This is a genomic window from Streptomyces sp. NBC_00016, from assembly GCF_045040885.1.
Taxonomy (GTDB): Bacteria; Actinomycetota; Actinomycetes; order Streptomycetales; family Streptomycetaceae; genus Streptomyces; species Streptomyces coriariae.
In genome coordinates, this window is record NZ_CP108304.1 from 1,996,439 (window position 1) to 2,018,691 (window position 22,253).

Consider the following 22,253-nt stretch of genomic DNA (forward strand, 5'->3'; position numbering starts at 1 on the left):
GGAAAGCGAACCCCGCCATGAGCACATACATTGCAGACGCGGCCGAGGACCTCACCGTTGAAGGACCCTCCGCGACGTTCACCTACCGGCGCATCGGCCCGCGAGGCGGTATCCCGCTGGTCCTGCTGAACCGGGTCCGGGGGACCCTCGATTGGTGGGACCCGGAGTTCCTGGACCACCTCGCCGCCAGCCATGACGTGATCGTGTTCGACAACGTCGGCACCGGCTACACCACCGGTACCCCGCGCGACTCGGTCGAGGGGATGGCCGACGGCACCGTCGAGTTCATCGAGGCTCTCCGTCTGCCCCAGGTGGACCTGCTCGGCTGGACGCTGGGCGGCACCACCGCCCAGCACATCGCCCGCCTTCGGCCCGACCTGGTGCGCAAGCTGGTCGTGGCGGCCGCCAACCCGGGCGGGCAGGTGCCCGGCGCGCCCGACCCGGACCCGAAGGTGCGGGCCACCATGACCAAGCCCGAGAACACCGGGGACGACCTGGTGTTCCTGTTCTTCCCCGAGACGGACACCGGCCGCGCCGCCGGGTACGAACACCTCGCCAGGGTGGCCACCCGGCTGGCCACCGGACGCCCCGACGTGTCCGAGGCCGCGGCCATGGGCCAGATCGCCGCGATCCAGAAGGACGCGTCGATCCCCTTCGAGCAGGTTCGAGCGGACCTGGCAACCATCCGGCAGCCCGTTCTGTACGCCACCGGCATCAAGGACGCGATGATCCCCGCCCTGGCGTCCTACACCGCCGTCCAGTACGTCCCCGACGCCACCCTCGTCGCCTACAGCGACGCCGGGCACGCCTTCCTCTTCCAACACGCTGAGGACTTCGCCGGCCAGGTGAGCGCCTTCCTCGCCGACTGACCGTTCACACGGACACCGGCCCCACAGGAGGCACGACAAAGTCGGGACGCCTCCCGCACCGAGGAGAGTCATCGTGCAGGTGACCAGCGACCCGGCGCGCCGGGAGGTCACGCCGCTGGAGTTGTTCTTCGACCTGGCAGGTCAACCAGGAGCACTTCATCCGCGTCCTGGTCTGGTTCACGGCGGCCGCGACCGCGTGGTGTCGTCATCCGTGCGTGGGTGGAGCAGAAGCTGAGGAAAGGGAACTGCGCATCAGTCAGAACACCGTGAAGGCCCGCATGACCGACATCCTCGACAAGCTGAGTGTCGGCGCACTTGGAGAGGCAGCCGACCTTGCTCACGCGTGAGGCCGTCGACGCCGGCTGAGGTTTGGCGCAGAACGCCCGCGTGGAGCGCGGCTTCTGCGGAGAGAAGGCGTCGGAGGCCACCTGGCCGGCATCACCCCCGTCGACGCCAGAGCACTTGCCTCCCGCGTCAGCGCCGCGCACATCGGCTTCGACGCACCCCTGAACACCCTCACCGGGCCAGTTAGCGGTGGACGGCTCTCGACCGCCCCTCCCACGAAGAGGCGCCGAGCCTGGCACCTGCGATCACGATGGACCTCAGGATCCGTCCGCCGGCATCTACCTTCCGACCGTGCAGACCCCCGGTCCATCAGCGGGGAGACCGAACAGGCCTTGAGGTCTGAAACCCGTGTCCGGCGTACCAACCGGACCGTCTTCTGTTCGGGCCGTTACGTGGCCGGGCCGACGCACCCCAGGACCGGTCGGCCACGACGGGATCCAAAAGGTTTCTCCCCGCGTACCGCACAGTGGGGCGGGTGGGACTCGAACCCACGGCCGACGGATTATGAGTCCGCTGCTCTACTCAACGACGAATTCACTCCTTGCGGGCCGCTAACCCCGACACAGGACTTGGGGACGCAACCAGACCAGGAACCGTCCTGGCCGCGCCACCCGAAACCCAACCGGGCCACTCGTGAGCCGAGTCACGACCCGACAACAGCCCCGTTTCCGCAAGCCGGAGCCGGCGCCCCTTGGGTGTCACCGGGAGACGAACGACCGGTCGACGACCGTCTCTCCCTGCGTCCTTCAATCCAGCAGCCTCCTCGCGATTCCTGCCCCCGAGCCTTCGCGCTGCCTGTCCGACCTGCGACAACACGCTGGAGCGCCGAAAGGAGGACAGATTCGACCCGGACTTCAACCCCGAAGCCCTCTCCAGATTTCACTCCCACAAGCGAGCACTCGCCCTGAACAGGCAGTTTCCCCATCCCCTTCCGCGAGGCGGAAGAGGTATTGCGGCGCCGCAACGCCCTTCCGGACGATGTCGCCACGACCCAACGACGGGAGCCGAACGCCATGCCGCACACGACCGCATTCGCCAGGAACCAGTGGTACGTCGCCGCCTACAGCACCGAGGTCGGGCGTGAGGAGTTGCTCGGCCGGACGATTCTGGGTGAGCCGCTCGTCTTCTACCGGACCGAGGAGGACGGGACGCCCGTCGCGCTGCACGACCGCTGTGTGCACCGCCGGTTCCCGCTGTCGCAGAGCCGGCTCGACGGCGACCGCATCGTGTGCGGTTACCACGGCTTCACGTACGACACGACCGGCGCCTGTGTGTACGTGCCGGGGCAGAAACGCATCCCGCGCACCGCCCGGGTCACCGCCTACCCGGTCGTCGAGCAGGACTCGCTGGTCTGGGTGTGGATCGGCGACCCGTCGCTCGCCGACCCGCAGACGATCCCGCGCGCCCGGCACCTCGACGCCCCCGGCTGGACCACCGTCCAGGGCATGGAGCCCATCGACGCGGACTACGGGCTGCTCGTCGACAACCTCCTCGACCTCTCCCACGAGACGTATCTGCACGGCGGCTACATCGGCACCCCCGAGGTCGCCGAGACGCCGATCACCACCGAGGTCGACGAGGGCGCGGGGATCGTGCGGGTGAGCCGGCACATGGACGACGCCGAGTGCCCGCCGTTCTACGCCCGTTCGACCGGCATTGAGGGCCGGATCACCCGCTGGCAGGACATCGAGTACCACGCGCCCTGTCTGTACCTGCTGCACAGCCGTATCGCGCCGGTGGGCGTCCTGCCCGAGGCGGACGGCAGCGACCCGAACGGCTTCCACACCGAGATCACCTACGCGATCACGCCGTCCGCCGACGGCAAGGTGTACGACTTCTGGATGGTCTCGCGGGACTGGGCGACGGACGACGACGAGGTGACCGAGTTCCTGCGGGGCAACAACCACACGGTGGTCATGCAGGACGTCGACGCGCTCAACCTCCTGCAGCGGACGCTCGGTTCGGAACGCACCGGCTACCAGGAGCTGAGCATCAACATCGACACCGGAGGCCTGGCCGCGCGCCGTATCCTCGCCCGGCTGGTGGAGGAGGGCGACAAGCCCGTGGAGAAGGTCCTGTGAGCACCGGTCCCACCGGCGAGATCTACCGCATCGACTGGCTGCCGGGCACCGACGTGCTGCACGGCACCTGTCACTGCGGCGCCGAGCACACCTCGCAGGACCCGATCGAGATGTGGGAGTGGATGCTCGGCCACCCCGAAGGACACCGGCCGCGAGGAAACGACTCATGAGCGTGTACGAAGCCGAACTGGTCGTCGCGAGCCGCGAGTTCGCCGCCGAAGGAGTGCTCGCCCTCACCCTGCGCCACCCGCTGGGCGAGCCGCTCCCGGCCTGGGAGCCGGGCGCCCATGTGGACCTCGTCCTCGGCCCGGAGCTGGAGCGCCAATACTCGCTGTGCGGCGACCCGGCCGACCGTTGCGCGTGGCGGGTCGCGGTGCTGCGCGAGCCGACCGGACGGGGCGGATCCGCCCATGTGCACGAGCAGTTGATGCCGGGCGACAAGGTACGGGTGCGCGGCCCTCGCAACCACTTCGCGCTGCGCCCGGCGGCCCGCTATCGCTTCGTCGCGGGCGGCATCGGGATCACTCCCATCCTGCCGATGCTCGCCGCGGTCGAGGCGGCGGGCGCCGAGTGGAGCCTTCTCTACGGCGGCCGCACCCGCGGATCCATGGCGTTCGCCGGGGAGTTGGCGCGCTACGGCGACCGGGTCACCGTCGCCCCGCAGGACGAGACGGGTCTGCTCGACCTCGGATCCGTGCTCGACGCTCTGCCCGAGGGCACCCTCGTCTACTGCTGCGGTCCGGGTCCCCTGCTGGACGCCGTGGAGGAGCGCTGTCCGGCCGACGCGCTCCGGGTCGAGCGGTTCCAGGCACGGGAGCAACCGGCGGGCGAGGACGGCGAGTTCGAGGTCGAACTCGCGCAGAGCGGACGGACGCTGACCGTCGTGGCGGGTGTGTCCGTGCTGGACACCGTGCGGGCGGCGGGGGTCGAGGTCCTCTACTCCTGCACGGAGGGCACCTGCGGCACCTGTGAGACCGACGTGCTCGAGGGCACGCCGGAGCACCGGGACTCCGTCCTCAGTCCGCAGGAGCGGGAGGCCGGGGAGACGATGATGATCTGCGTGTCCCGGTGCCGGGGGAGGAAACTCGTCCTGGATCTGTGACCCGGGGGGCGGCGGCGCCTCCGGTCGGGCCGGTGACCCGCAGGTCGGCCTCGATCCGTGCCACGGCCGCCAGCAGCGGTGGCAGCAGATCCCGGCGGACCGCCGCCACCGAGGTGCGGCCGGCGTGGACGGCTATGTTCACGCCGGCCACCACCGTGCCGTCCCGGCCGCGCACCGGGGCGCCCACCGACCGCAGCCCCTCCTCCAGTTCCTGGTCGACGAGCGCGTACCCCTGGCGCCGCACCCGTGTCAGTTCCGCCCGCAAATCCTCCGGCGCGACCAGCGTCCGCGCGGTGAGCGGGCGCAGCTGCGCCCGGCTCAGGCGGAGTTCGAGCTCGTCGTCCGCCAGGGCGGCGAGCATCACCCGGCCCACCGAGGTGACGTGCGCCGGGAAGCGGGTGCCGACGGTGATGACGGCCGACATGATGCGGGTGGTCGGCACCCGGGCGACATAGACGATGTCGTCGCCGTCCAGGACGCACAGCGACGAGGATTCCTTCACCTGTGCGACGAGGTGTTCCAGATGCGGCTCGGCGACCTGCGGGAGCGTGAGGCCGGCCAGATAGGCGTAGCCGAGTTCCAGCACCCGCGGGGTGAGCCGGAAGAGCCGGCCGTCGCTGTGCACGTATCCCAGATCCGCGAGGGTGAGCAGCAGGCGCCGGGCGGCCGCCCGGGTCAGTCCGCAGGCACGGGCGACTTCGCTGAGGGTGCGCGCGGGGTGTTCGGCGTCGAAGGAGCGGATCACCGCGAGGCCGCGCTCGAAGGACCTCACGAAATGCGGTGCTCGGGCCACGGTGGACATGCCGCCCTCCCAGACTGTCAACAATTTCGTCAGCCAAACCCATTGACCCCGTCGGACAGCGGGCTCTACGTTCCCTGCACGCCAATTGAGCACTACTGTGCGGTGTGCGCACAGCCTGTCGGAACACCGTTGTCTGCACAGGAGGAGCCTTGCGTCGTCTGTTCGCCGGTCTCGCGGCCGGCACCTTCCTGCTCGCCACGGCGGCCTGTGGCTCGTCCGACGACTCCGGTACGTCCACCGGGAGTTCGTCGTCCGGAGGTACCACGACCGTCAAACTCGGACTCATCCCCATCGTCGACGTGGCGCCCGTCTATCTGGGCGTGAAACAGGGTTTCTACGAGAAGCACGGCCTGAAGCTGTCGATCACCACCGCACAGGGCGGCGCGGCGATCGTGCCCGGAGTCGTCAGCGGCCAGTTCCAGTTCGGCTTCAGCAACATGACCTCCCTCATGGTCGCCCGGTCCAACAACGTTCCCGTGCAGGCCGTTTCGAACGGCATCGCCTCAACCGGCGTACAGGGAAAGGACTTCGGGGCGATCACGGTGAAGAAGGACAGCCCGCTCAAGTCCGCGAAGGACCTGGAGGGCAAGAAGGTCGCCATCAACACCCTGAAGAACATCAACGAGACCGCGGTGCGCGAGTCGGTGCGCAAGGCGGGCGGCGACCCGGACCGGGTGAAGTTCGTCGAGCTGGCCTTCGACCAGATGCCCGCCGCCCTGGACAGCGGGCAGATCGACGCGGCGATGGTCGTCGAACCGGCCCTGGCGACCGTCAAGAGCCAGGGCGGCGTGGAGATCGCCTCGCCGCTGGTGGACGTGGCGCCGAACCTCACCGTCGCCATGTACTTCACCTCCACGCAGTACGCGCAGAAGAACCCGGACGTGGTGAAGAAGTTCCAGGAGGCCACCGCGGAGTCCCTCGCCTACGCCGACGCGCACCCGGACGAGGTCCGCCAGATCGTCACCACCTACACCAAGATCCCGACGTCGGTGCTGGCACAGGTGACGCTGCCCAAGTGGCCCGCCGAGGCCAACCGTTCGTCGATCGAGGCCCTGGAGAAGCTCGGCGAGCAGGACAAGCTCTTCAAGTCGACCCCGGATCTGGAGAAGCTGCTGCCGTGAGAGGCGCGAACCTCGCACTCGGTACGGCCGGGCTCGCGGCCTTCCTCACCCTCGGCGAGGCGGTGCCGCGGCTCGGGCTGGTCAAGGAGGCCTACTTCCCGCCGACCAGCCGCATCGCCGGCGCGCTGGGCGACGAACTCGCCGACTCCGCCTTCTGGACGGCGCTCGGCGACACCCTCACGGGCTGGGCCCTCGGCCTGGCGATCGCGGTGGGCGCCGGGATCGTGGCCGGCGTGATCGTCTCGGTCGTCCCGCACCTGCGCGAGGCGACGGCATCGACCATCGAGTTCCTGCGCCCGATCCCCTCGGTCGCCCTGATCCCTCTCGCCGTGCTGCTGTACGGCACCGAACTGCGCTCGGTCCTGCTGCTGGTCGTCTACGCCTCCTTCTGGCAGATCCTGATCCAGGTCCTGTACGGCGTCCAGGACGTCGACCCCGTCGCCGAGGAGACCGCCCGCTCCTACGGGCTCGGCACCTGGGCGCGGGTGCGGCACGTGCTGTGGCCGACCGCGCTGCCGTACGTCATGACCGGCGTACGGCTCGCGGCGGCCGTCGCGCTGATCCTCGTCATCACCGCCGAACTGGTCATCGGAGCACCGGGGTTGGGCGCGCGCATCGCCGTCGCCCAGACCTCGCAGGCAGTACCCGAGATGTACGCCCTGATCGTGGTCACCGGAGTGCTGGGGCTGCTGATCAACGTGGGCGCCCGGACGGTGGAGCGGCGGGCACTGGCCTGGCACCAGTCGGTGCGCGGGGAGGTGGCGGTGTGACCGGGACATCCCCCGGCCGGGCGGGGGCGAAAGCCTGGCGGCGCGTCCTGCTGCGGCTGCTCTTCACACTCGCCCTGCCGGCCGTGCTGGTCACCGCGTGGTGGGTGGCCTCCGACGGCAGTACGAACGTGTACTGGCCGCCGCTGCGCACGATCCTGAAGGCCTTCCCCGACGTGTGGACGGGAGAGCGGCTGCGCACCGATGTGCGGCCGAGCGTGCTGCGGCTGCTCGGCGGTTACGCGACGGCGGCCGTCGTCGGGGTCGCCCTGGGCACGGTCATCGGCTCCTACCGCCGGGTGCGGGCGGTGTGCGAGCCGGTCCTGGAGTTCCTGCGGGCGGTGCCGCCGCCCGTGCTGGTGCCGGTCATCATGCTGTTCGCGGGCATCGGCGACACCATGAAGGTCGTCGTCATCGCGAGCGGTTGCGTGTGGCCGGTCCTGCTCAACACGGTCGAGGGCGTGCGGGCGGTGGACCCGGTGATGGCGGAGACGGCGCGGTCGTACGGCATCTCGGGTCTCGCCCGGTTGCGCGGCGTGGTGCTGCCGTCGGCGAGCCCGCAGATCTTCGCGGGGCTGCGCCAGGCGCTGTCGATCGGCATCATCCTCATGGTCATCAGCGAGATGTTCGCCGCGAGCAACGGGCTCGGCTTCACCATCGTGCAGTTCCAACGGGGTTTCGCCATCCCCGACATGTGGACCGGAATCCTGGTGCTCGGCCTTCTGGGCTTCGTCCTGTCGGTGCTCTTCCAGGTCGTCGAGCGTCGGGTGCTCGGCTGGTACCACGGTCTGCGCGCATCCACCCGGCGGTCCCCGTGAACCTCGCGAAAGGGCGTTCCATGCACCCGCGTCTTGCAGTGTCCGGCCTGCGCAAGGTCTACGAGGGGTCCGGGCGCCGGGTCGAGGCGGTGCGCGACCTCACCTTCACCGTCGAGGCGGGTGAACTCGTGTGTCTCGTCGGCCCGTCGGGCTGCGGCAAGACGACCCTGCTGAAGTGCATGGCCGGACTGCTCACACCGACCTCCGGCGAAGTGCTCCTGGAGGGACGGCGGGTGACCGGGCCGCCGCCGGACATGGCGTTCGTCTTCCAGGAGTACGGGCGGAGCCTCTTCCCGTGGATGCGGGTCGGCGAGAACGTCGAACTGCCCCTGAAACAGAAGGGGTTGGCCAAGGCGCGTCGACGGGAGCTGGTCGCGGACGCCCTTCGCTCGGTCGGCCTGGAGGACGCGCTCTCCGCGTACCCGTGGCAGCTGTCGGGCGGGATGCAGCAGCGGGTGGCGATCGCCCGGGCGCTCGCCTACGAGCCCCGGGTCCTGCTGATGGACGAGCCGTTCGCCGCCGTGGACGCGCAGACCCGCGCCGATCTGGAGGACCTGGTCCGGGGACTCTGGCGGGAGCGCGGGATCACCATCCTGTTCGTCACGCACGACATAGACGAGGCCGTCTACCTCGGTGAGCGGGTCCTCGTCCTGTCCGCCTCCCCGACGGTCGTCCAGGAGCAGTTGAAGGTGGATCTCCCGGCGGAGCGCGACCAGTTGCACACGCGGGTGGCCCCGCGCTTCGCGGAACTGCGGACCCATGTGTACGAGCAGATCCAGGCGGCGAAGCGAGGAACCCCGGTGGACCGCCTCACGAAGTCGGACGCTCCCGAGCCGCACTGAACGCGCACGCGGTGCCGACCAGGGCGCCGTCGGCGACCTGAACGCCGACGGTGCCCGGTCAGGCCTCGGGGGCCGGTACCACGCTGAGGTGGCTCGCGCCGCGGCGTGCGCCGCGTGTCCTGCGGGGTACGGGGGCCGGGCGGGTGGAGCGCAGCACCATCGTCAGCCGGGTGTACCCCATGTCGTGCAGGGTCCTGGGGGTGTCGCTGACGATGCGGCACTCCGTGGCGCCCCAGCGCGGGTCGGGGTGCAGCAGGGGCCGGACCGCGCCGTCGTGCTCGACGGCCTCCTCGCCGACCGCGCGGATCCAGTGCGGCAGCCCGTGGCGGTAGGCGGCCTCCATGATCGGATCCTGGGCGATGTCGCGGCGGATCGCCTGCAGCCCGTGGTCGTGACCGTGTCGCTCCACGGCCGCGGCGAAGCGGGCGAGCATCGGCAGGCACCAGCCGGCCTCGTGGTCGCCGAGGACCGAGGGGGCGTCGGGATGGAAGAGGACGAAACGCAGGAAGTTGTCGCCGGGCAGGGCCGTCGGATGCGGGCCCACCTCCCGGAAAAGTGACGCGAAAGCGTCGTTGGAGAGAACGACGTCCCAGCGGTGGTCGAGGACGACGGACGGAAAGGGGACGGCCTCCAGGTACGTGGCGTAGTCGTGCAGGTACGCCTGGGCCTCGAGACTCTCGGGGACGGGCCGCGGTGCGGACCGCTGCCCTCCTGCCTGATATGCCATCGGGAGGTCACCCCTCTTGCCTATGCGGCCTTCACGCGGCGCCCCGATCCTGCTGCCCCGACGCGATCGGTGTCAACTATCGTGGCATTCCGTGCTGGTTGACGGCTGAAATTGGCCACAGTTGTGGCGAGACCTGGATGTGAGTTCGAAAGACCCGCTACTCTCCACGCAGTTCACGGCGACCGTCTGTATTGGTGATCGTGTGCCGGTGAGAGGGACGTGAGAGACCTAGGAGACCTGTCGGTGTCGGAGGATGGCTTCGAGGTTCCGGGCGCCGCGGCGACGGTGCTGATGTCGGCCGTCGTCGCCCGTGTCGCCGCGCTCGCCGACCGGCTCGGCGTGCCGCACGCGGAGGTCTTCGGCACCGGGCGGCTGTCCGTCGCCTCCGGTGTGCCGGAGTCGGTGGTCAAGGCCCTGCTGAGCGGCCGGCCCGCCGGTGAGCCCGATGTGCAGGCCCGCTTCCTGCAGCGTCTGGACCTGCTGCGCCGCACCCGGCTCAAGCCGAACGGCCGTAAGTACACCCAGCAGGAGATCGCCGACGGCGCCGGCATGTCGCGCCAGCAGGCGGGCGCCCTCATCAACGGCGACCGGCGGCCCACGATGGAGCACTGCGACGCCCTCCAGCGCTTCTTCCGGGTGCACGCCGGCTTCCTCACCGCCGAGGACCCGGAGGCGCTCGCGGGCGCCCTCCAGCACATCGAGCAGGAGCTGCTCCAGAAGCTCGCCGCGCGGGAGGCGGCCGCGGCCGCCGAGGACCCGCTGGAACGGCTGCTGCAGGACCACGGCGTGCGCGGGATCGCGTGGCGGGCCGCCCAGCTGCCCACCGACCAGCACCGCGACAAGGTCGCCGAGTGGCTGGACATGCTCCTGGAGAGCGTGAAGCGGCCCGAGTCGTGATCCGGGGGAGAACTGTGAGCATCGCCAGGGAAATGCGCCGTCTCAGCGGCGAGTTGGTCGCGGAACTGACCCTGTCGGCGCCCGCCGTGCCGGCCGACCTATACACCGCCCTGTGCGACGGGATGAGCAGACGGCGCGGCCGCCCCGTGCACTTCCGCATGGCCCCCTTCCCGGCCGACACGGCCAGCGGGCTGTGGCTCGACATGGCCGACCAGGACCTCGTCGTCATCGAGGAACGCACCGCGCCGGAGCACCAGTTGGTGATCCTGGGCCACGAGCTGTGGCACATGAAGGCGGGCCACTGCGGCCACCACGTCGAGGGCACCGCGGTCGCGGCCCGTTTACTCAGCGACGGGGCGGATCTGCGGGCGACGGTGCGCAGCGTCGCCGCGCGCACCCGTTTCGACCTGACCGACGAGCGGGAGGCCGAGAGCTTCGGCCTGCTGCTGGCCAGCAAGTGCCGTACCTGGCTGTCGGGTTCGTCGCCGCGGGAGCGGGGCCAGCGGGACCACCTGGCCGGCCGGATCGAGGCCTCGCTGGGCTATCTGGGGCCGTAGGAGCGCACCCCCGGCCGGATACCGTCCGGGCTCCCCCGGACTCCCTCTTGCTCCCTCGTACGGCCGTCAGGTCGCGCTGCGCTCGCTCGCCCCGCGCAGGTCCCGTTCCGTGCCGTCCGGCGCACCCGCCGTCCCCGTTGCGGGGCCGCCCTCGCGCAGCAGCCGGCGCCAGTGGTCGCGGCTCCAGTCGGCCGGGGCCGTGGTGCGGGTGAACTCCTCGACGAGCGCGCGGAACCGGGCGGGGTCGCTGTGGAACGGGAAGTGGCCGGCCCCCTCGAAGATCTCCAGCCGGCTGCCCGGCATCGCCTCGTGGGCGCCGTACGCGTGCCGCACGGGCACCACGCTGTCCCGGTCGCCCCACAGCAGCATCGTCGGCATGCCGGCCGTCAGATAGCAGCGGTCGAGCATGGTGACGACCTGGCCGCGCCAGTCGACGACCGCGCGCAGGGTGCGGATGAAGGCGTTGCGCGCGGTCTCGTCCGGCAGGGCGTCGACGAGGTGGAGCAGATCGGGGGCGTCCTGGCCGAGATCGGTGTCCAGCAGCTTCATCAGACCTACGGCGAGGCCGACCTGGAAACGCGCGCCCGGCAACCGGAGGGCGGACAGCGCCAGATGGGCGCCCGGCAGCGAGACCAGCCGCAGGGCCGGGTTGACCTCGCGGCCGACTCCGCCCGCGCTGACGAGGATCAGCCGTTCGGTGCGTTCGGGGAACTGGTAGGCGAACTGCATCGCCACTCCCCCGCCCAGCGAGTGTCCGACCAGGGTCGCCGACTCGATGCCGAGCGTGCTGAGCAGATCGCGCAGACCGTTGGCGTACGCGGCCACCGAGTAGTCGGCGCGCGGCTTGTCGGAGGCGCCGTGGCCGAGGAGGTCCGGGGCGATCACGGTGTGGGTGCGGGCGAGGTCGGGGATCAGTTCGGCCCAGGTCTGCGAGGAGTCGCCGATGCCGTGGATGAGGACCAGCGCCGGGCCCTCGCCGGCCATGCGGAAGGCACGCCGGTATCCGTGCACGACCCGGTACCGCAGCTCCAGTTCCGTGTCGCCCACCGGGCGCAGCCGGGTGGCGCGCGCAGGGCGCCACTGTGGGACGTCGACCACCCGATCGCCTCCTGTTCCGCGGCCGTCGACGGTCCGCCGAAAGCCCTTCTCAACAGCGTAGAACCCCTTTCGGCCAGGGGATTTCAAGCAGGTTTCACCTCCGCTAAGCGGGCGAACCGAAGCCGGGTCGGGCCGGATTGTCAGTGGTGCCCGGCAAGCTGGGGGGTGCGCCACCGCACAGGGGCGTACGCGCCGTCGGGCGCGGGGGACACGACGCCGACACGGGGAGAGCCGACCGATGCCCACTGCCGTACTGACCGACCGCGAGCGCACCGCCGTACAGGCCTACCTGCGGCTGCTGCACACCGTACGTGCCGCCTTCGGCGACGAGGGGGACGGCAAGGGCGTCGGCGCCGACGGTCCGCCGCAGGACCGGCTGCCCCCGGTCGTCCCGCCCGCCGTCCTGGCCGAGGCGGAACAGGCCCTGGCCGCCGCGGGCCTGGCGGGCAACGAGGAGGAGTTCTTCCGGCTGCTGCACCACTGGTGCCCGGGCCGGTGACCCCCGGGGGCGGTCGCCGCCTCAGACGTGGTGCACGGTGACGGCCGTGGCCAGCAGCCCCCGGCGGACGCTCCAGCGGCCGTCGAAGTGCCCGAGCCGGTGGCCGCCGACCACCGGCCCGGGGACGAGCAGCCGGGCACGGAAGACGCCCTCCGTGCCCTCGACGGGACCGGCTGCGGAGGCAGAGGCGGAGGCGGGGGCGAGGTCGATGTCCGCCTCGCTGAAGTCGAGCCACTTACGAGTGAGGGGGAACCACGCCTTGTAGACGGACTCCTTGGCACTGAACAGCAGCCGGTCCCAGTGCACCTCGGGACGCCCCGCGGCCAGCCGGCCGATCCGCTCCGCCTCGGCGGGCAGCGCGACGGCGGACAGGACGCCCTCGGGAAGGGGCGCATGGGGTTCGGCGTCGATGCCGAGGGAGGCCAGGTCGGCGGCCCGGACCAGGGCGGCCGCGCAGTAGCCCTCGCAGTGGGTCATGCTGCCCGTCAGGCCGTCCGGCCACTGCGGGGCGCCCCGCTCGCCGGGCAGCACGGGCTGGGCGGGCACGCCGAGCTTCTCCATGGCCCGCCGGGCACAGGAGCGTACGACGGTGAACTCGCGACGGCGCTTGGCGACCGCCCGCGCCACCAGCGCCTCCTCCTGCGGGTACAGCGGCGCGTTCCCGAACTCGCGGACGCCCTCCTCGCCGAAGGCCTCCACCGCCACCACCGACTCCGGCAACAGTTCCCCGATCATTCGGTCCCGGCCTCCCTGGGCAGGATCCGGCGCAGCCGGCCCGGCGGCTGCGCCCTCTTGCGCCATTCGCGGGGGTAGCCCACCGACACCTCCTCGAAGCGCACGCCCTCGTGCCAGGTGGTCCGCGGGATGTGGAGGTGGCCGTAGACCATGGTCTCGATCCGGAACCGGCGGTGCCAGTCCGCCGTGAGCCCGGTGCCGCACCACATGGCGAACTCGGGGTGCCACAGCACGTCCATCGGGTGCCGGTGCAGGGGGTAGTGGTTGACGGGGATGATGGGCAGGCCGTCGGGGATCTCGGCGAGCCGCCGCTCGGTCTCGGCGACGCGGGCCCGGCACCAGGCCTCGCGGGTCGGATACGGGTCGGGGTGCAGCAGGTACTCGTCGTTGCAGACGATGCCGGTGCCCTGCGCGTAGGCCAGGCCCTCCTCCTTGGTGGCGCAGCCGGCCGGGAGGAACGAGTAGTCGTACAGCAGGAACAGCGGGGCGACGGCCACCGGGCCGCCGGGGCCCTCCCAGACCGGGTAGGGGTCCTCGGGCGTGGTGACACCCAGGTCGCGGCAGACCTCGACGAGGTGCTCGTAGCGGGCGACTCCGCGCAGGGTGACCGGGTCCGAGGGATGGGTCCACAGCTCGTGGTTGCCGGGGACCCAGACGACCCTGCGGAAACGGCCGGCGAGGGTCTTCAGCACCCAGCGGATGTCGGCCACGTTCTCCGAGACGTCGCCGGCGACCAGCAGCCAGTCCTCGTCCGTCTCCGGGACCATGGCCTCGACCAGCGCGCGGTTCTCCGGATAGCCGATGTGCAGATCGCTGATGGCCAGTAGTTGTCCGGCGCCACCGGCCGTCGACGTCACCTTCCGCCCCCGCTCACGAGCACACTCTCCGCATTCCCACGAATACACCAGTGCCACCACGAGAACACATTCACGCGTGCGGTACAAGGCCGGACCTGGCCGCCCGCCGGGCCCGGACACGGCCCCACCTGCGCGGCAGCGCGCCCCTACCCGAACATGCGCCCCACGTGAACAAGATCGGAAAATCCGTAACACGCGCGTTGCACGCCGCACCCCCGGGAAGCCGTATGATCGCCCCAACACCACCGCCATGGACGACCCTTCCGCAGGGCGGTTTGGTGACCCACCAATTCCCCTGCCCGGGCCGGGCCCGCTTTGCCCTGCCCGCGAACCGTGAAAGGCGGCCTGCATGGTCTCTCGCGTACGCGTCTGGCTCAACCGCACGTACGCGGAGAACGTGTTCTTCACGGATCAGCTGCGACGAAATCCCAGCGACCGCGCGGTCGAGATCCACGCCACGCACGGTGACGCCGACTCCCCCGTACTGGCCGCCGCCGACACCGCCGAGCTGGAGCCGGAGGGCCTGTCCCCGGCCGCGTACGTCGAGTACGCCCTCGCGCAGTGCAAGCGCCGCAGCATCGACGTGTTCGTGCCCCGGCTGCACCAGGCGGCCGTCGTGGCGCACCGCGCCGACTTCGACGCGGTCGGCACGGCCCTGCTGGCGCCGCCGCCGGAGGCCGTCGCCGTCTTCCACGACAAGGTGATCGCGTACGAGGCCGTGCAGGCGATCGGCGTGCCCGTGCCGCCGTGGTTCCGGGTCCGGACCGCCGACGAACTCGTCGCCGCCGTCGAGGAGTTGGAGGAGGCCGGGCACCGCGCGTGCTTCAAGCCGGCGTCCGGTGCGGGCGGGGTGGGCTTCCGGGTGATCACCCGCACCCCCTTCTCGCTGATGCACCTCAGCGGCTTCCCGACCCCGTACGTCCAGCTCGACATGGTGGTCGAGGCGCTGACGAGGGCGGCGGAGCAGGGCGAGGAGCAGATCGACTGGCTGGTCATGCCGCGCCTGGAGCAGCCGGAGGTGTCCGTGGACTGCCTCACCGGCCCGGACAACATCCTACGGATGGCCATCGGCCGGACGAAGAACGGCCGCCGTCGGGGGTTCACCCTGCACGAGCAGTGGCTGGAGCCGGCGCGTCTGATCGCCGAGGGCTTCGGGCTGCACTACCTGTCCAACATCCAGTTCCGGATGTTCGGCGATCGGCCGGTCCTGATGGACGTCAACACCCGCCCGGCCGGCGGACTCCACCAGCTGTCGCTGTGCGGCGTCAACGCCCCTTGGGCAGCGGTGCAGTTGGCGCTCGGCGAGGACCCGGGCGAGATCGTGCCGCCGTTCCTGGGGCAGGACTACACGGTGGTGTCGGGGCCGCGTCCGCTGCGCACGGTCACGCTGCCGCACCAGCGGGTGGAGGAGACCGCCGAGCCGCTGCTGTCGGCCGTGCCTGCGCCCGCCGACTCCGTCGAGGTGACCACGGCGGGCGCCGCGCAGGCGCTGCCGCTCTAGGAAAGACCAAGTAGGACATTCAACCCACCGGTATGGACCAATTCCGTCTCTCGCCTTGACAGGCGGATTGGTCCATACCAACTTTGTTGCGCACCCTCTTGCACTCCCCTGCACTCCCGAACACCCCCATTCCTTCAGGGAGATCGCGTGCGCACCAGACCCCTCGGACGCCCATGGCGTCGGTTCCTCGCCCTGCTCGGCACCGCCGGTCTCGCCCTCGCCGGGGCCGTGGCCCTGCCGGGCACCGCCCAGGCGGCCAACATCCTCACCAATCCCGGTCTCGAGTCGGGCGCCCTCTCGCCCTGGTCCTGCACCGGCAACCTCGGCTCCGTCGTCTCCTCGCCCACCCACAGCGGCTCCAAGGCCCTTGCGGGAGCGGTGAGTTCGAGCGACATCGCCAAATGCGGCCAGAGCGTCCCGGTCCAGCCGAACACCACGTACGCACTCACCGGCTGGGTGCGCGGCTCCTACGTCTACCTCGGCGTCGACGGCGGCGCCTCCACCTGGACGTCGTCACCGTCGGCGTACAGCCTGCTGTCGGTGTCCTTCACCACCGGGGCCTCGCAGACCAGCGCCACGATCTACGTCCACGGCTGGTACGCCCAGGGCACCTACTATGCCGACGACATCAGCCTGGACGGGCCGGGCGGCGGGGGCGGCTCGGACACCCAGGCGCCGACCGCGCCGGGCGGGCTGACCTCGACCGGCAAGACGTCCTCCAGCGTCTCGCTGTCCTGGAACGCCGCCACCGACAACGTCGGCGTCACGGGTTACGACGTGTACAGCGGGTCCGCCAAGGTGCTGACCGTCTCCGGTACGTCCGCCACGGTCAGCGGACTGTCCGCGAGCACCGGGTACACCTTCACCGTGAAGGCGCGCGACGCGGCGGGGAACACCTCCGCGGCCTCCAACTCCGTGAGTGTCACGACGAACGCGGGCGGCGGTGGCGGGACCGGTTTCAAGCAGGCCGCGCCCTACCTGTTCGAGGGCTGGGGCGACCCGCCGAGCGTGTCCACGGTGATGAGCTCGACCGGCATCAAGTGGTTCACGATGGCGTTCATGCTGGACGGGGGCGGGTGCAACCCCATGTGGGACAGCAACCGGCCGCTGGCCGGCGGGGTCGACCAGAGCGTGATCAACCAGGTCCGCTCGGCGGGCGGTGACATCGTGCCCTCGTTCGGCGGCTGGCAGGGCAGCAAGCTCGGCGCCAACTGCTCCTCGGCGAGCGCGCTGGCGGGCGCCCTGCAGAAGGTGATCGACGCCTACTCCCTCAAGGCGATCGACATGGACATCGAGAACACGGACGAGTTCGAGAACGAGGCCGTGCAGGCGCGGATCCTCACCGCCCTCAAGACGGTGAAGGCCAACAACCCCGGCCTGAAGACCATCGTCACCTTCGGGACGTCCACGACCGGGCCGACCTACTACGGCAACCGTCTCATCGAGCAGGCCAAGTCGCTCGGCGCCGACATCGACGTCTTCACCATCATGCCGTTCGACTTCGGCGGCGGGTCGGACATGTACGGCAACACCGTGAACGCCACCGAGGGGTTGAAGAACAAGCTGAAGTCCACCTTCGGCTGGGACGACGCGACCGCCTACGCGCACATCGGCATCTCCGGCATGAACGGACTGTCGGACCAGCAGGAGAACACCACCCCGGCGATCTGGACCCAGATCCGTGACTGGGCCAACAGCCACCACATCGCCCGGCTCGCCTACTGGGCCGTCAACCGCGACCGGCCCTGCCCGGGCGGTGGCGTGGTGAGCAACTGCTCCGGCATCAGCCAGAGCACCTGGCAGTTCACCTCGATCACGGCCGGCTTCACCGGCTGAGCATCCAGAACGCGAGCGAAAGTCCTCTGAAAGTCCCCCGGACCACGGTCCGGGGGACTTTTTCGACGAAGGGTGTATCAGGAGCCGGGCGGCTCGCTCTTAAGAGTGAAGGGCCCCACGGGGGAGCAACCGGGGAAGCACGGGGCTCCAGGGGGAAGCACAGGGATCAACGGGGGAAGACCGGGAATCGACGGGGGATTCCCGGCGGTACGGGGGATCGGGTCGGTCGGCCGCTGTCACGGGGAGCGACCGACCGGCCCGCATCATTTCCCCGCCCGCCGTACGGCCGGATCGGACGGCCGGATCGGACGCCCGGCCCACTCGCCTCCGGCCGGGCCGACAGGGCCTCAGAAGCGTCCCGACCCCCGGTACAGCTCCAGTTCACCGTCCAGTTCCAGGGCGAGGACCGTGGCATGCGGGTCGAGGTCGGAGCCGGCCGGCGGGTCGATCCACAGCACACCGACCGCCTCGTGCAGTCCGCCGACGACACGGTGGGCGAGTTCCGTTCCGGTGCCGAGCACGGTGACCCTGCGGACCGGCGTGACCAGACCCCGGACGCCGATCTCGGAACGCGGGATGTCGAACAGGGTGAGATAGAGGGTGCGGCCGTCGGCGGAGAGGGTGCTGGGCCCGTAGTGATGCCCGGCCGGCAGCCCCCGCACCGTCCCGTACACGGCCTCCGCGTGCTTGCGGATCCACTCCCCCAGGCCTTCGAGGCGCTCGACCTGCGGCTGCGGGATGGTGCCGTCCTCCATCGGGCCGACGTCGAGCAGCAGGTTCCCGCCGCCGCCGATGGTCTCGGCGAAGTAGCGGACCAGCTGGGTGAGCGACTTGTGGTGGTGGTCGTGGTGCTGGTAGCCCCACGAGTCGTTGATGGTGAGGCACAACTCCCACGGCCCGGCGGGCGGTTCGATGGGGGCGCCCTGTTCGGGGGTGGCGTAGTCGCCCTCGCTGAGCATGCGGGCGTTGAAGACGACGTCCGGGGAGTACGAGCGGATCAGCGCGGCGAGTTCCTTGATGCGCCACTGCTCCTCGCTGCGGTCCCACTCGCCGTCGAACCACATCAGGTCGGGCCGGTAGCGGGAGGCCAACTCGCGGATCTGGCCGTCCCGGTAGGCGAGGAACCGCTCCCAGGCCTCGAGGTCCTCGTCCTCGGCGGAGCACTCGGAGTAGCGGTTGTCCTCCATCTCCGGCGGGCGGCCCGGCTTGCGGGTGGTGGCGTAGTCCGGATGGTTCCAGTCGGAGTGCGAGTAGTACAGACCGACCTTGAGGCCCTTCTCGCGCAGGGCCTCGGCGTAGCCGGTAAGGTAGTCGCGGCCCAGGTTCAGATCCCCGTACGCCGTGTCCCACAGGGCGACGCCGTCGTGGTGGCGGCTGGTGAGGACGGCGTAACCGGCGCCGGCCCGGGCGAACAGGTCGGCCCAGGCCCGGGGATCGTAGTGGGCGCCGGTGAAGCGGTCGAGCTGGGACATGTACCGGTCGTGGGGCACGATGTCGTCGTAGAACGACCAGGACTCCTGGACGCCGTCGACGGCGTAGATGCCCCAGTGGACGAAGATCCCCAACTTGGCGTCGGTGAACCAGGGTTGCATGGGCACGACTGAACTCCTCCGCAGAGCAGGGAACTTCGGGGCGGGGCGGGCGCGCATCGGGTCGCGCCCGCCCCGGGGGCCGTGACTAGCGGCCGGTGGCGGCACGCTCCAGACGGAGCGTCAGGATCTGGAACGGCCGCAGTACGACGGCGACCGTGCCGTCCTCGCCGACTGCCGCGGGCTCCAGCGGCCGCTCCAGCAGGTCGGCCACCTGGGCGCCCGCGAGCGGGAAGCCGGTGCGCAGGGTGCCGGTGGAGCGGCCGCCGCTGGACTCGTAGAGCCGGACGACGACATCCCCGGACTCGTCGTCGGCGAGCTTGACCGCCTCGACGGTGACCCCGGCGCCGTCCACCGAGACGACGGGCTCGGGGGTGGTGTCCGCCGCGTCGGCCACGCGCAGCGGGAGGTTGAGGGAGTAGCCCTCGGCGACCGCGTCCTCGATGCTCGCGCCGGGGAGCAGCGCGTAGCTGAAGCGGTGCCGGCCCTGGTCCGCCTCGGGGTCCGGGATCCGCGGGGCGCGGACCAGGCTGAGGCGGACGGTGGTGGTCGTACCGCCGTCCTCGCGGACCGTGCGGGAGACGTCGTGGCCGTAGGTGGAGTCGTTGATGACCGCGACGCCGTAGCCGGGTTCGCCGATGTGCACCCAGCGGTGGCCGGAGACCTCGAACCGGGCCGCCTCCCAGCTGGTGTTGGTGTGGGTGGGGCGCTGGATGTGGCCGAACTGGATCTCGGCGGAGGAGTGCGGCGCCCGGACGTCCACCGGGAAGGCCGCCTTGAGGATCTTCTCCGCCTCGTGCCAGTCGATGTCGGTCTCGAAGTCGACGCGGGGGCTGCCGGCGCGCAGGGTGATGGTCTGGGTGATCGTCGACCCCTTGCCGAAGGAGCGCGTGACGCGGATCGCGCCGACGAGCGGGTCCTCCTCGACGACGGTCACGGCGTCCGGCTCCAGCAGGTCGGTGTACCGGTTCTGGTAGTGCTTGTCGATGTCCCAGGCGTCCCAGTAGTTCGGGAGGTCGGTGTGCAGGCGCAGCAGGTTGCCCTGGTCGGCGAGGACTTCACGGTTCGCCCGCAGATCGAATACGGACGACAGTGTGCCGTCCTCCGCGACCTGTACCCGGACCAGCCCGTTGTCCAGGACACGCCCGGAGACCGTCACCGGCCGCGGGGGTTCCGCGCCGGTCAGCGGCGCGCTGCCGCTCGCGGGCACCTCGACGTAAGCCGGTGCGCCCTGGGGTGTACGGACCACCTCGGCACGGCGGAACGGGCTGGTGTTGAACACCCGGAGCGCGCCGCCCTGCCGCCCGCCGCCCAGCGCGGCGACCGCCTCGGCCGTCAGTACCTCCAGCTCCTCGGCGACCCGCGCGTACTCGGCCTCCGCCTCGCGGTGCACCCAGGCGATCGAGGAGCCCGGCAGGATGTCGTGGAACTGGTGCAGCAGCACCGTCTTCCAGAGCCGGTCGAGCTTCGCGTAGGGGTAGGCGTAACCCGGCGCGTGCAGTGCGGCCGTCGTCGCCCACAGCTCCGCCTCGCGCAGCTTGTGTTCACTGCGGCGGTTGCCCTGCTTGGTGCGGGCCTGGGTGGTGTACGTGGCCCGGTGCAGTTCCAGGTAGAGCTCGCCGACCCAGACGGGGGCGTCCTGGTACTCCGCGCGGGCCTTGGCGAAGAACGTGTCGGGGTGCTCGACGACGACCTTCGGCGAGCCCTCCAGGTCGGCCAGCCGGCGCGCCCGTTCCATGATCTCGCGGGTGGGGCCGCCACCGCCGTCGCCCCAGCCGAAGGGGGCGAGCGAACGCGTACCGCCGCCCTTCTCGGAGTAGTTGCGCACGGCGCGGTCCATCTCCTCGCCGCTGAACCGCGCGTTGTAGGTGTCGACGGGCGGGAAGTGCGTGAAGATGCGGGTGCCGTCGATGCCCTCCCACCAGAAGGTGTGGTGGGGGAACTTGTTCGTCTGGTTCCAGGAGATCTTCTGGGTGAGGAACCAGTCGTTCCCGGCGAGCTTGGCGAGCTGCGGGTAGGCGGCGTTGTAGCCGAAGGAGTCGGGCAGCCAGACGCCCTTGGTCTCGATGCCGAAGTGCTCGATGAAGAAGCGCTTGCCGTGCACCAGTTGGCGGGCGATCGCCTCGCCGCCGGGCAGGTTGCCGTCGGACTCGACCCACATGCCGCCGACCGGCGCCCACTGGCCCTTCTTGACCGACTCCTGGATGCGCGCCCACACCTGCGGGTAGTTGTCGCGCACCCACTCGTACTGCTGGGCCTGCGAGCAGGCGAAGATGAAGTCGTCGTACTCCTCGGCGAGCGAGGTGACGTTGGAGAAGGTGCGGGAGGTCTTGCGCTTCGTCTCGCGGATCGGCCACAGCCAGGCGGAGTCGATGTGCGCGTGGCCGACGCCGGAGATGGTGTGGGCGCTGGCGTGGGCGGGGCTGGCCAGCACCGGCGCGAGGACCTCGCGGACGGCCGAGGCGCTGCCGGAGACGTCGTCCAGGTCGAGGGCGTCCATGGCCCGGTCCAGGGCGTGCATGATCTCGTGCCGGCGCGGTTCGTGCTCGCCGAGGTGGACCATCAGTTCGCGCAGCACCTGGAGGTCGAGGTCGAGGTGCCAGACCTCCTCGTCGAGGACGGCGATGTCGGCGCGGCGGAATGTATACAGTGGACGGTCGCCCGCCGTCAGTACATCGCCCAGCAGGGTCGGGCCCGCGAAGTCGTTCGCCAGGATGTCGGGGTTCGAGGCCGCCTCGACCAGGTAGTCGATGCTCTCCCCGCCGGTCGCCGGGTTGCCGATCGGCACGTACTGGTTGAGCGGGTTGACCGCCTTCAGCGGCGTCCCGTCGGTGCGGTGCACGAGGGCCTCGGCCTGGTTGCCGGGCCAGTCACCCACGAAGCCGAGGTCGATGACGGCCTCGACGCGCTTGCCGGCCCACTCGGCGGGCACCTGCCCGCGCATCCGGAACCAGGTGGTGCCCCAGGGCGGGCCCCACGGGGTGTCCATCGCGAAGGGCTCGTAGGCGGCGGCCGCGGCCTCCGCGAAGGGGACGGGCTCCCCCGGTGCCTGCCAGGCCTCGACCTCGAAGGGCACGCTTGCCGCGTAGATCGCGGGCTTGATGCGCTGGTTGTGGACGCGCTCGACGCGCTCCTCGATGCGGCGGCGTTCGTCATGCATGGGGAATCTCCAGAGAGGGACCACGAGGGGCGGGGAGGCCGTGGGGCCGG

21 protein-coding genes are annotated in these 22,253 nt (G+C 70.7%); 14 read left to right on the forward strand and 7 right to left on the reverse strand.

Annotated elements, in window-relative coordinates; translation table 11 throughout:
* Nucleotides 1–17 precede the first annotated feature (17 nt).
* The 5 genes from OG933_RS08960 (at nucleotide 18) to OG933_RS08980 (ending at nucleotide 4,397) form a co-directional block, all read left to right on the forward strand.
* Nucleotides 18–869 carry an alpha/beta hydrolase gene (locus tag OG933_RS08960; RefSeq protein ID WP_362526783.1) on the forward strand — a complete coding sequence of 284 codons (852 nt, stop codon included), beginning with the start codon at nucleotides 18–20 and terminating at the stop codon, nucleotides 867–869.
* Nucleotides 870–1,084: 215 nt separating this feature from the next.
* On the forward strand, nucleotides 1,085–1,216 hold the full coding sequence (locus tag OG933_RS08965) for a hypothetical protein (RefSeq protein WP_405626382.1): 132 nt from the start codon (nucleotides 1,085–1,087) through the stop codon (nucleotides 1,214–1,216).
* 1,011 nt (nucleotides 1,217–2,227) lie between these two features.
* Nucleotides 2,228–3,295, forward strand: a complete 1,068-nt coding sequence (locus OG933_RS08970; RefSeq protein WP_405626385.1) for a Rieske 2Fe-2S domain-containing protein — start codon at nucleotides 2,228–2,230, stop codon at nucleotides 3,293–3,295.
* Nucleotides 3,292–3,465, forward strand: coding sequence for a hypothetical protein (locus OG933_RS08975; protein ID WP_020129371.1), 174 nt, complete (start codon nucleotides 3,292–3,294; stop codon nucleotides 3,463–3,465). Before OG933_RS08970 ends, OG933_RS08975 begins: the two co-directional genes overlap by 4 nt.
* Nucleotides 3,462–4,397: a PDR/VanB family oxidoreductase gene (locus OG933_RS08980; RefSeq protein WP_405626387.1), complete on the forward strand. Its 936-nt coding sequence runs from the start codon at nucleotides 3,462–3,464 to the stop codon at nucleotides 4,395–4,397. The genes OG933_RS08975 and OG933_RS08980 overlap by 4 nt, the downstream gene beginning before the upstream one ends.
* Here OG933_RS08980 and OG933_RS08985 read toward each other — a convergent pair.
* Nucleotides 4,312–5,199 (reverse strand): IclR family transcriptional regulator C-terminal domain-containing protein, encoded by an 888-nt coding sequence (locus OG933_RS08985; RefSeq protein ID WP_405626389.1) that lies wholly within the window; start codon nucleotides 5,197–5,199, stop codon nucleotides 4,312–4,314. The genes OG933_RS08980 and OG933_RS08985 overlap by 86 nt on opposite strands.
* A 149-nt stretch (nucleotides 5,200–5,348) precedes the next feature.
* Between OG933_RS08985 and OG933_RS08990 the strand changes: the two genes are divergently transcribed.
* The 4 genes from OG933_RS08990 to OG933_RS09005 are packed head-to-tail and all read left to right on the forward strand — an operon-like array spanning nucleotide 5,349 to nucleotide 8,747.
* Entirely contained in the window at nucleotides 5,349–6,320 is a 972-nt protein-coding gene (locus OG933_RS08990; protein WP_362526798.1) for an ABC transporter substrate-binding protein, read from the forward strand.
* Nucleotides 6,317–7,090 carry an ABC transporter permease gene (locus OG933_RS08995; protein WP_362526801.1) on the forward strand — a complete coding sequence of 258 codons (774 nt, stop codon included), beginning with the start codon at nucleotides 6,317–6,319 and terminating at the stop codon, nucleotides 7,088–7,090. The genes OG933_RS08990 and OG933_RS08995 overlap by 4 nt, the downstream gene beginning before the upstream one ends.
* On the forward strand, nucleotides 7,087–7,905 hold the full coding sequence (locus tag OG933_RS09000; RefSeq protein ID WP_362526803.1) for an ABC transporter permease: 819 nt from the start codon (nucleotides 7,087–7,089) through the stop codon (nucleotides 7,903–7,905). Before OG933_RS08995 ends, OG933_RS09000 begins: the two co-directional genes overlap by 4 nt.
* A 20-nt stretch (nucleotides 7,906–7,925) precedes the next feature.
* Nucleotides 7,926–8,747 (forward strand): ABC transporter ATP-binding protein, encoded by an 822-nt coding sequence (locus tag OG933_RS09005; protein WP_362526806.1) that lies wholly within the window; start codon nucleotides 7,926–7,928, stop codon nucleotides 8,745–8,747.
* 58 nt (nucleotides 8,748–8,805) lie between these two features.
* Here the strand turns inward: OG933_RS09005 and OG933_RS09010 are convergent, their stop codons facing one another.
* The gene (locus OG933_RS09010; protein WP_405626392.1) at nucleotides 8,806–9,474 is read right to left on the reverse strand and encodes a hypothetical protein; all 669 of its coding nucleotides are present in this window, start codon (nucleotides 9,472–9,474) and stop codon (nucleotides 8,806–8,808) included.
* Nucleotides 9,475–9,765: 291 nt separating this feature from the next.
* Between OG933_RS09010 and OG933_RS09015 the strand changes: the two genes are divergently transcribed.
* Together OG933_RS09015 and OG933_RS09020 are read left to right on the forward strand one after the other, a co-directional pair.
* A complete protein-coding gene (locus OG933_RS09015; protein WP_052183798.1) occupies nucleotides 9,766–10,371 on the forward strand; it encodes a helix-turn-helix transcriptional regulator in 606 nt (201 codons plus the stop codon).
* 32 nt (nucleotides 10,372–10,403) lie between these two features.
* Entirely contained in the window at nucleotides 10,404–10,928 is a 525-nt protein-coding gene (locus tag OG933_RS09020; protein ID WP_405633300.1) for a toxin-antitoxin system, toxin component, read from the forward strand.
* A gap of 66 nt (nucleotides 10,929–10,994) precedes the next feature.
* Here OG933_RS09020 and OG933_RS09025 read toward each other — a convergent pair whose 3' ends face one another.
* Nucleotides 10,995–12,026: an alpha/beta hydrolase gene (locus tag OG933_RS09025; protein ID WP_362526808.1), complete on the reverse strand. Its 1,032-nt coding sequence runs from the start codon at nucleotides 12,024–12,026 to the stop codon at nucleotides 10,995–10,997.
* A 238-nt stretch (nucleotides 12,027–12,264) separates the two neighbouring features.
* Here OG933_RS09025 and OG933_RS09030 point away from each other — a divergent pair, with 238 nt between their 5' ends.
* The gene (locus OG933_RS09030; protein WP_020129360.1) at nucleotides 12,265–12,525 is read left to right on the forward strand and encodes a hypothetical protein; all 261 of its coding nucleotides are present in this window, start codon (nucleotides 12,265–12,267) and stop codon (nucleotides 12,523–12,525) included.
* A gap of 21 nt (nucleotides 12,526–12,546) precedes the next feature.
* On the opposite strand, the gene OG933_RS09035 is transcribed toward OG933_RS09030, so the two are convergent.
* Complete coding sequence (locus OG933_RS09035) at nucleotides 12,547–13,260, reverse strand: 4'-phosphopantetheinyl transferase (RefSeq protein ID WP_405626394.1); 714 nt, start codon at nucleotides 13,258–13,260, stop codon at nucleotides 12,547–12,549.
* Nucleotides 13,257–14,117 (reverse strand): metallophosphoesterase family protein, encoded by an 861-nt coding sequence (locus OG933_RS09040; protein WP_405626396.1) that lies wholly within the window; start codon nucleotides 14,115–14,117, stop codon nucleotides 13,257–13,259. The genes OG933_RS09035 and OG933_RS09040 overlap by 4 nt, the downstream gene beginning before the upstream one ends.
* A 349-nt stretch (nucleotides 14,118–14,466) precedes the next feature.
* Here OG933_RS09040 and OG933_RS09045 point away from each other — a divergent pair, with 349 nt between their 5' ends.
* Together OG933_RS09045 and OG933_RS09050 are read left to right on the forward strand one after the other, a co-directional pair.
* A complete protein-coding gene (locus OG933_RS09045) occupies nucleotides 14,467–15,618 on the forward strand; it encodes an ATP-grasp domain-containing protein (RefSeq protein WP_405626399.1) in 1,152 nt (383 codons plus the stop codon).
* 147 nt (nucleotides 15,619–15,765) lie between these two features.
* Nucleotides 15,766–17,454 (forward strand): fibronectin type III domain-containing protein, encoded by a 1,689-nt coding sequence (locus OG933_RS09050; protein WP_405626400.1) that lies wholly within the window; start codon nucleotides 15,766–15,768, stop codon nucleotides 17,452–17,454.
* Nucleotides 17,455–17,801: 347 nt separating this feature from the next.
* Here OG933_RS09050 and OG933_RS09055 read toward each other — a convergent pair whose 3' ends face one another.
* Together OG933_RS09055 and OG933_RS09060 are read right to left on the reverse strand one after the other, a co-directional pair.
* Nucleotides 17,802–19,052 carry an alpha-L-fucosidase gene (locus OG933_RS09055; protein ID WP_405626401.1) on the reverse strand — a complete coding sequence of 417 codons (1,251 nt, stop codon included), beginning with the start codon at nucleotides 19,050–19,052 and terminating at the stop codon, nucleotides 17,802–17,804.
* 79 nt (nucleotides 19,053–19,131) lie between these two features.
* The gene (locus OG933_RS09060; RefSeq protein ID WP_405626402.1) at nucleotides 19,132–22,203 is read right to left on the reverse strand and encodes an alpha-mannosidase; all 3,072 of its coding nucleotides are present in this window, start codon (nucleotides 22,201–22,203) and stop codon (nucleotides 19,132–19,134) included.
* Between the last annotated feature and the right edge of the window lie 50 nt (nucleotides 22,204–22,253).

Bases quoted from the DNA above. Each gene is read 5' to 3' on its own strand.
- OG933_RS08960 (WP_362526783.1), top strand. From the start codon at position 18: ATGAGCACATACATTGCAGACGCGGCCGAGGACCTCACCGTTGAAGGA.
- OG933_RS08970 (WP_405626385.1), top strand. From the start codon at position 2,228: ATGCCGCACACGACCGCATTCGCCAGGAACCAGTGGTACGTCGCCGCC.
- OG933_RS08980 (WP_405626387.1), top strand. From the start codon at position 3,462: ATGAGCGTGTACGAAGCCGAACTGGTCGTCGCGAGCCGCGAGTTCGCC.
- OG933_RS08985 (WP_405626389.1), bottom strand. From the start codon at position 5,199: ATGTCCACCGTGGCCCGAGCACCGCATTTCGTGAGGTCCTTCGAGCGC.
- OG933_RS09005 (WP_362526806.1), top strand. From the start codon at position 7,926: ATGCACCCGCGTCTTGCAGTGTCCGGCCTGCGCAAGGTCTACGAGGGG.
- OG933_RS09010 (WP_405626392.1), bottom strand. From the start codon at position 9,474: ATGGCATATCAGGCAGGAGGGCAGCGGTCCGCACCGCGGCCCGTCCCC.
- OG933_RS09015 (WP_052183798.1), top strand. From the start codon at position 9,766: ATGTCGGCCGTCGTCGCCCGTGTCGCCGCGCTCGCCGACCGGCTCGGC.
- OG933_RS09020 (WP_405633300.1), top strand. From the start codon at position 10,404: ATGCGCCGTCTCAGCGGCGAGTTGGTCGCGGAACTGACCCTGTCGGCG.
- OG933_RS09030 (WP_020129360.1), top strand. From the start codon at position 12,265: ATGCCCACTGCCGTACTGACCGACCGCGAGCGCACCGCCGTACAGGCC.
- OG933_RS09035 (WP_405626394.1), bottom strand. From the start codon at position 13,260: ATGATCGGGGAACTGTTGCCGGAGTCGGTGGTGGCGGTGGAGGCCTTC.
- OG933_RS09045 (WP_405626399.1), top strand. From the start codon at position 14,467: ATGGTCTCTCGCGTACGCGTCTGGCTCAACCGCACGTACGCGGAGAAC.
- OG933_RS09060 (WP_405626402.1), bottom strand. From the start codon at position 22,203: ATGCATGACGAACGCCGCCGCATCGAGGAGCGCGTCGAGCGCGTCCAC.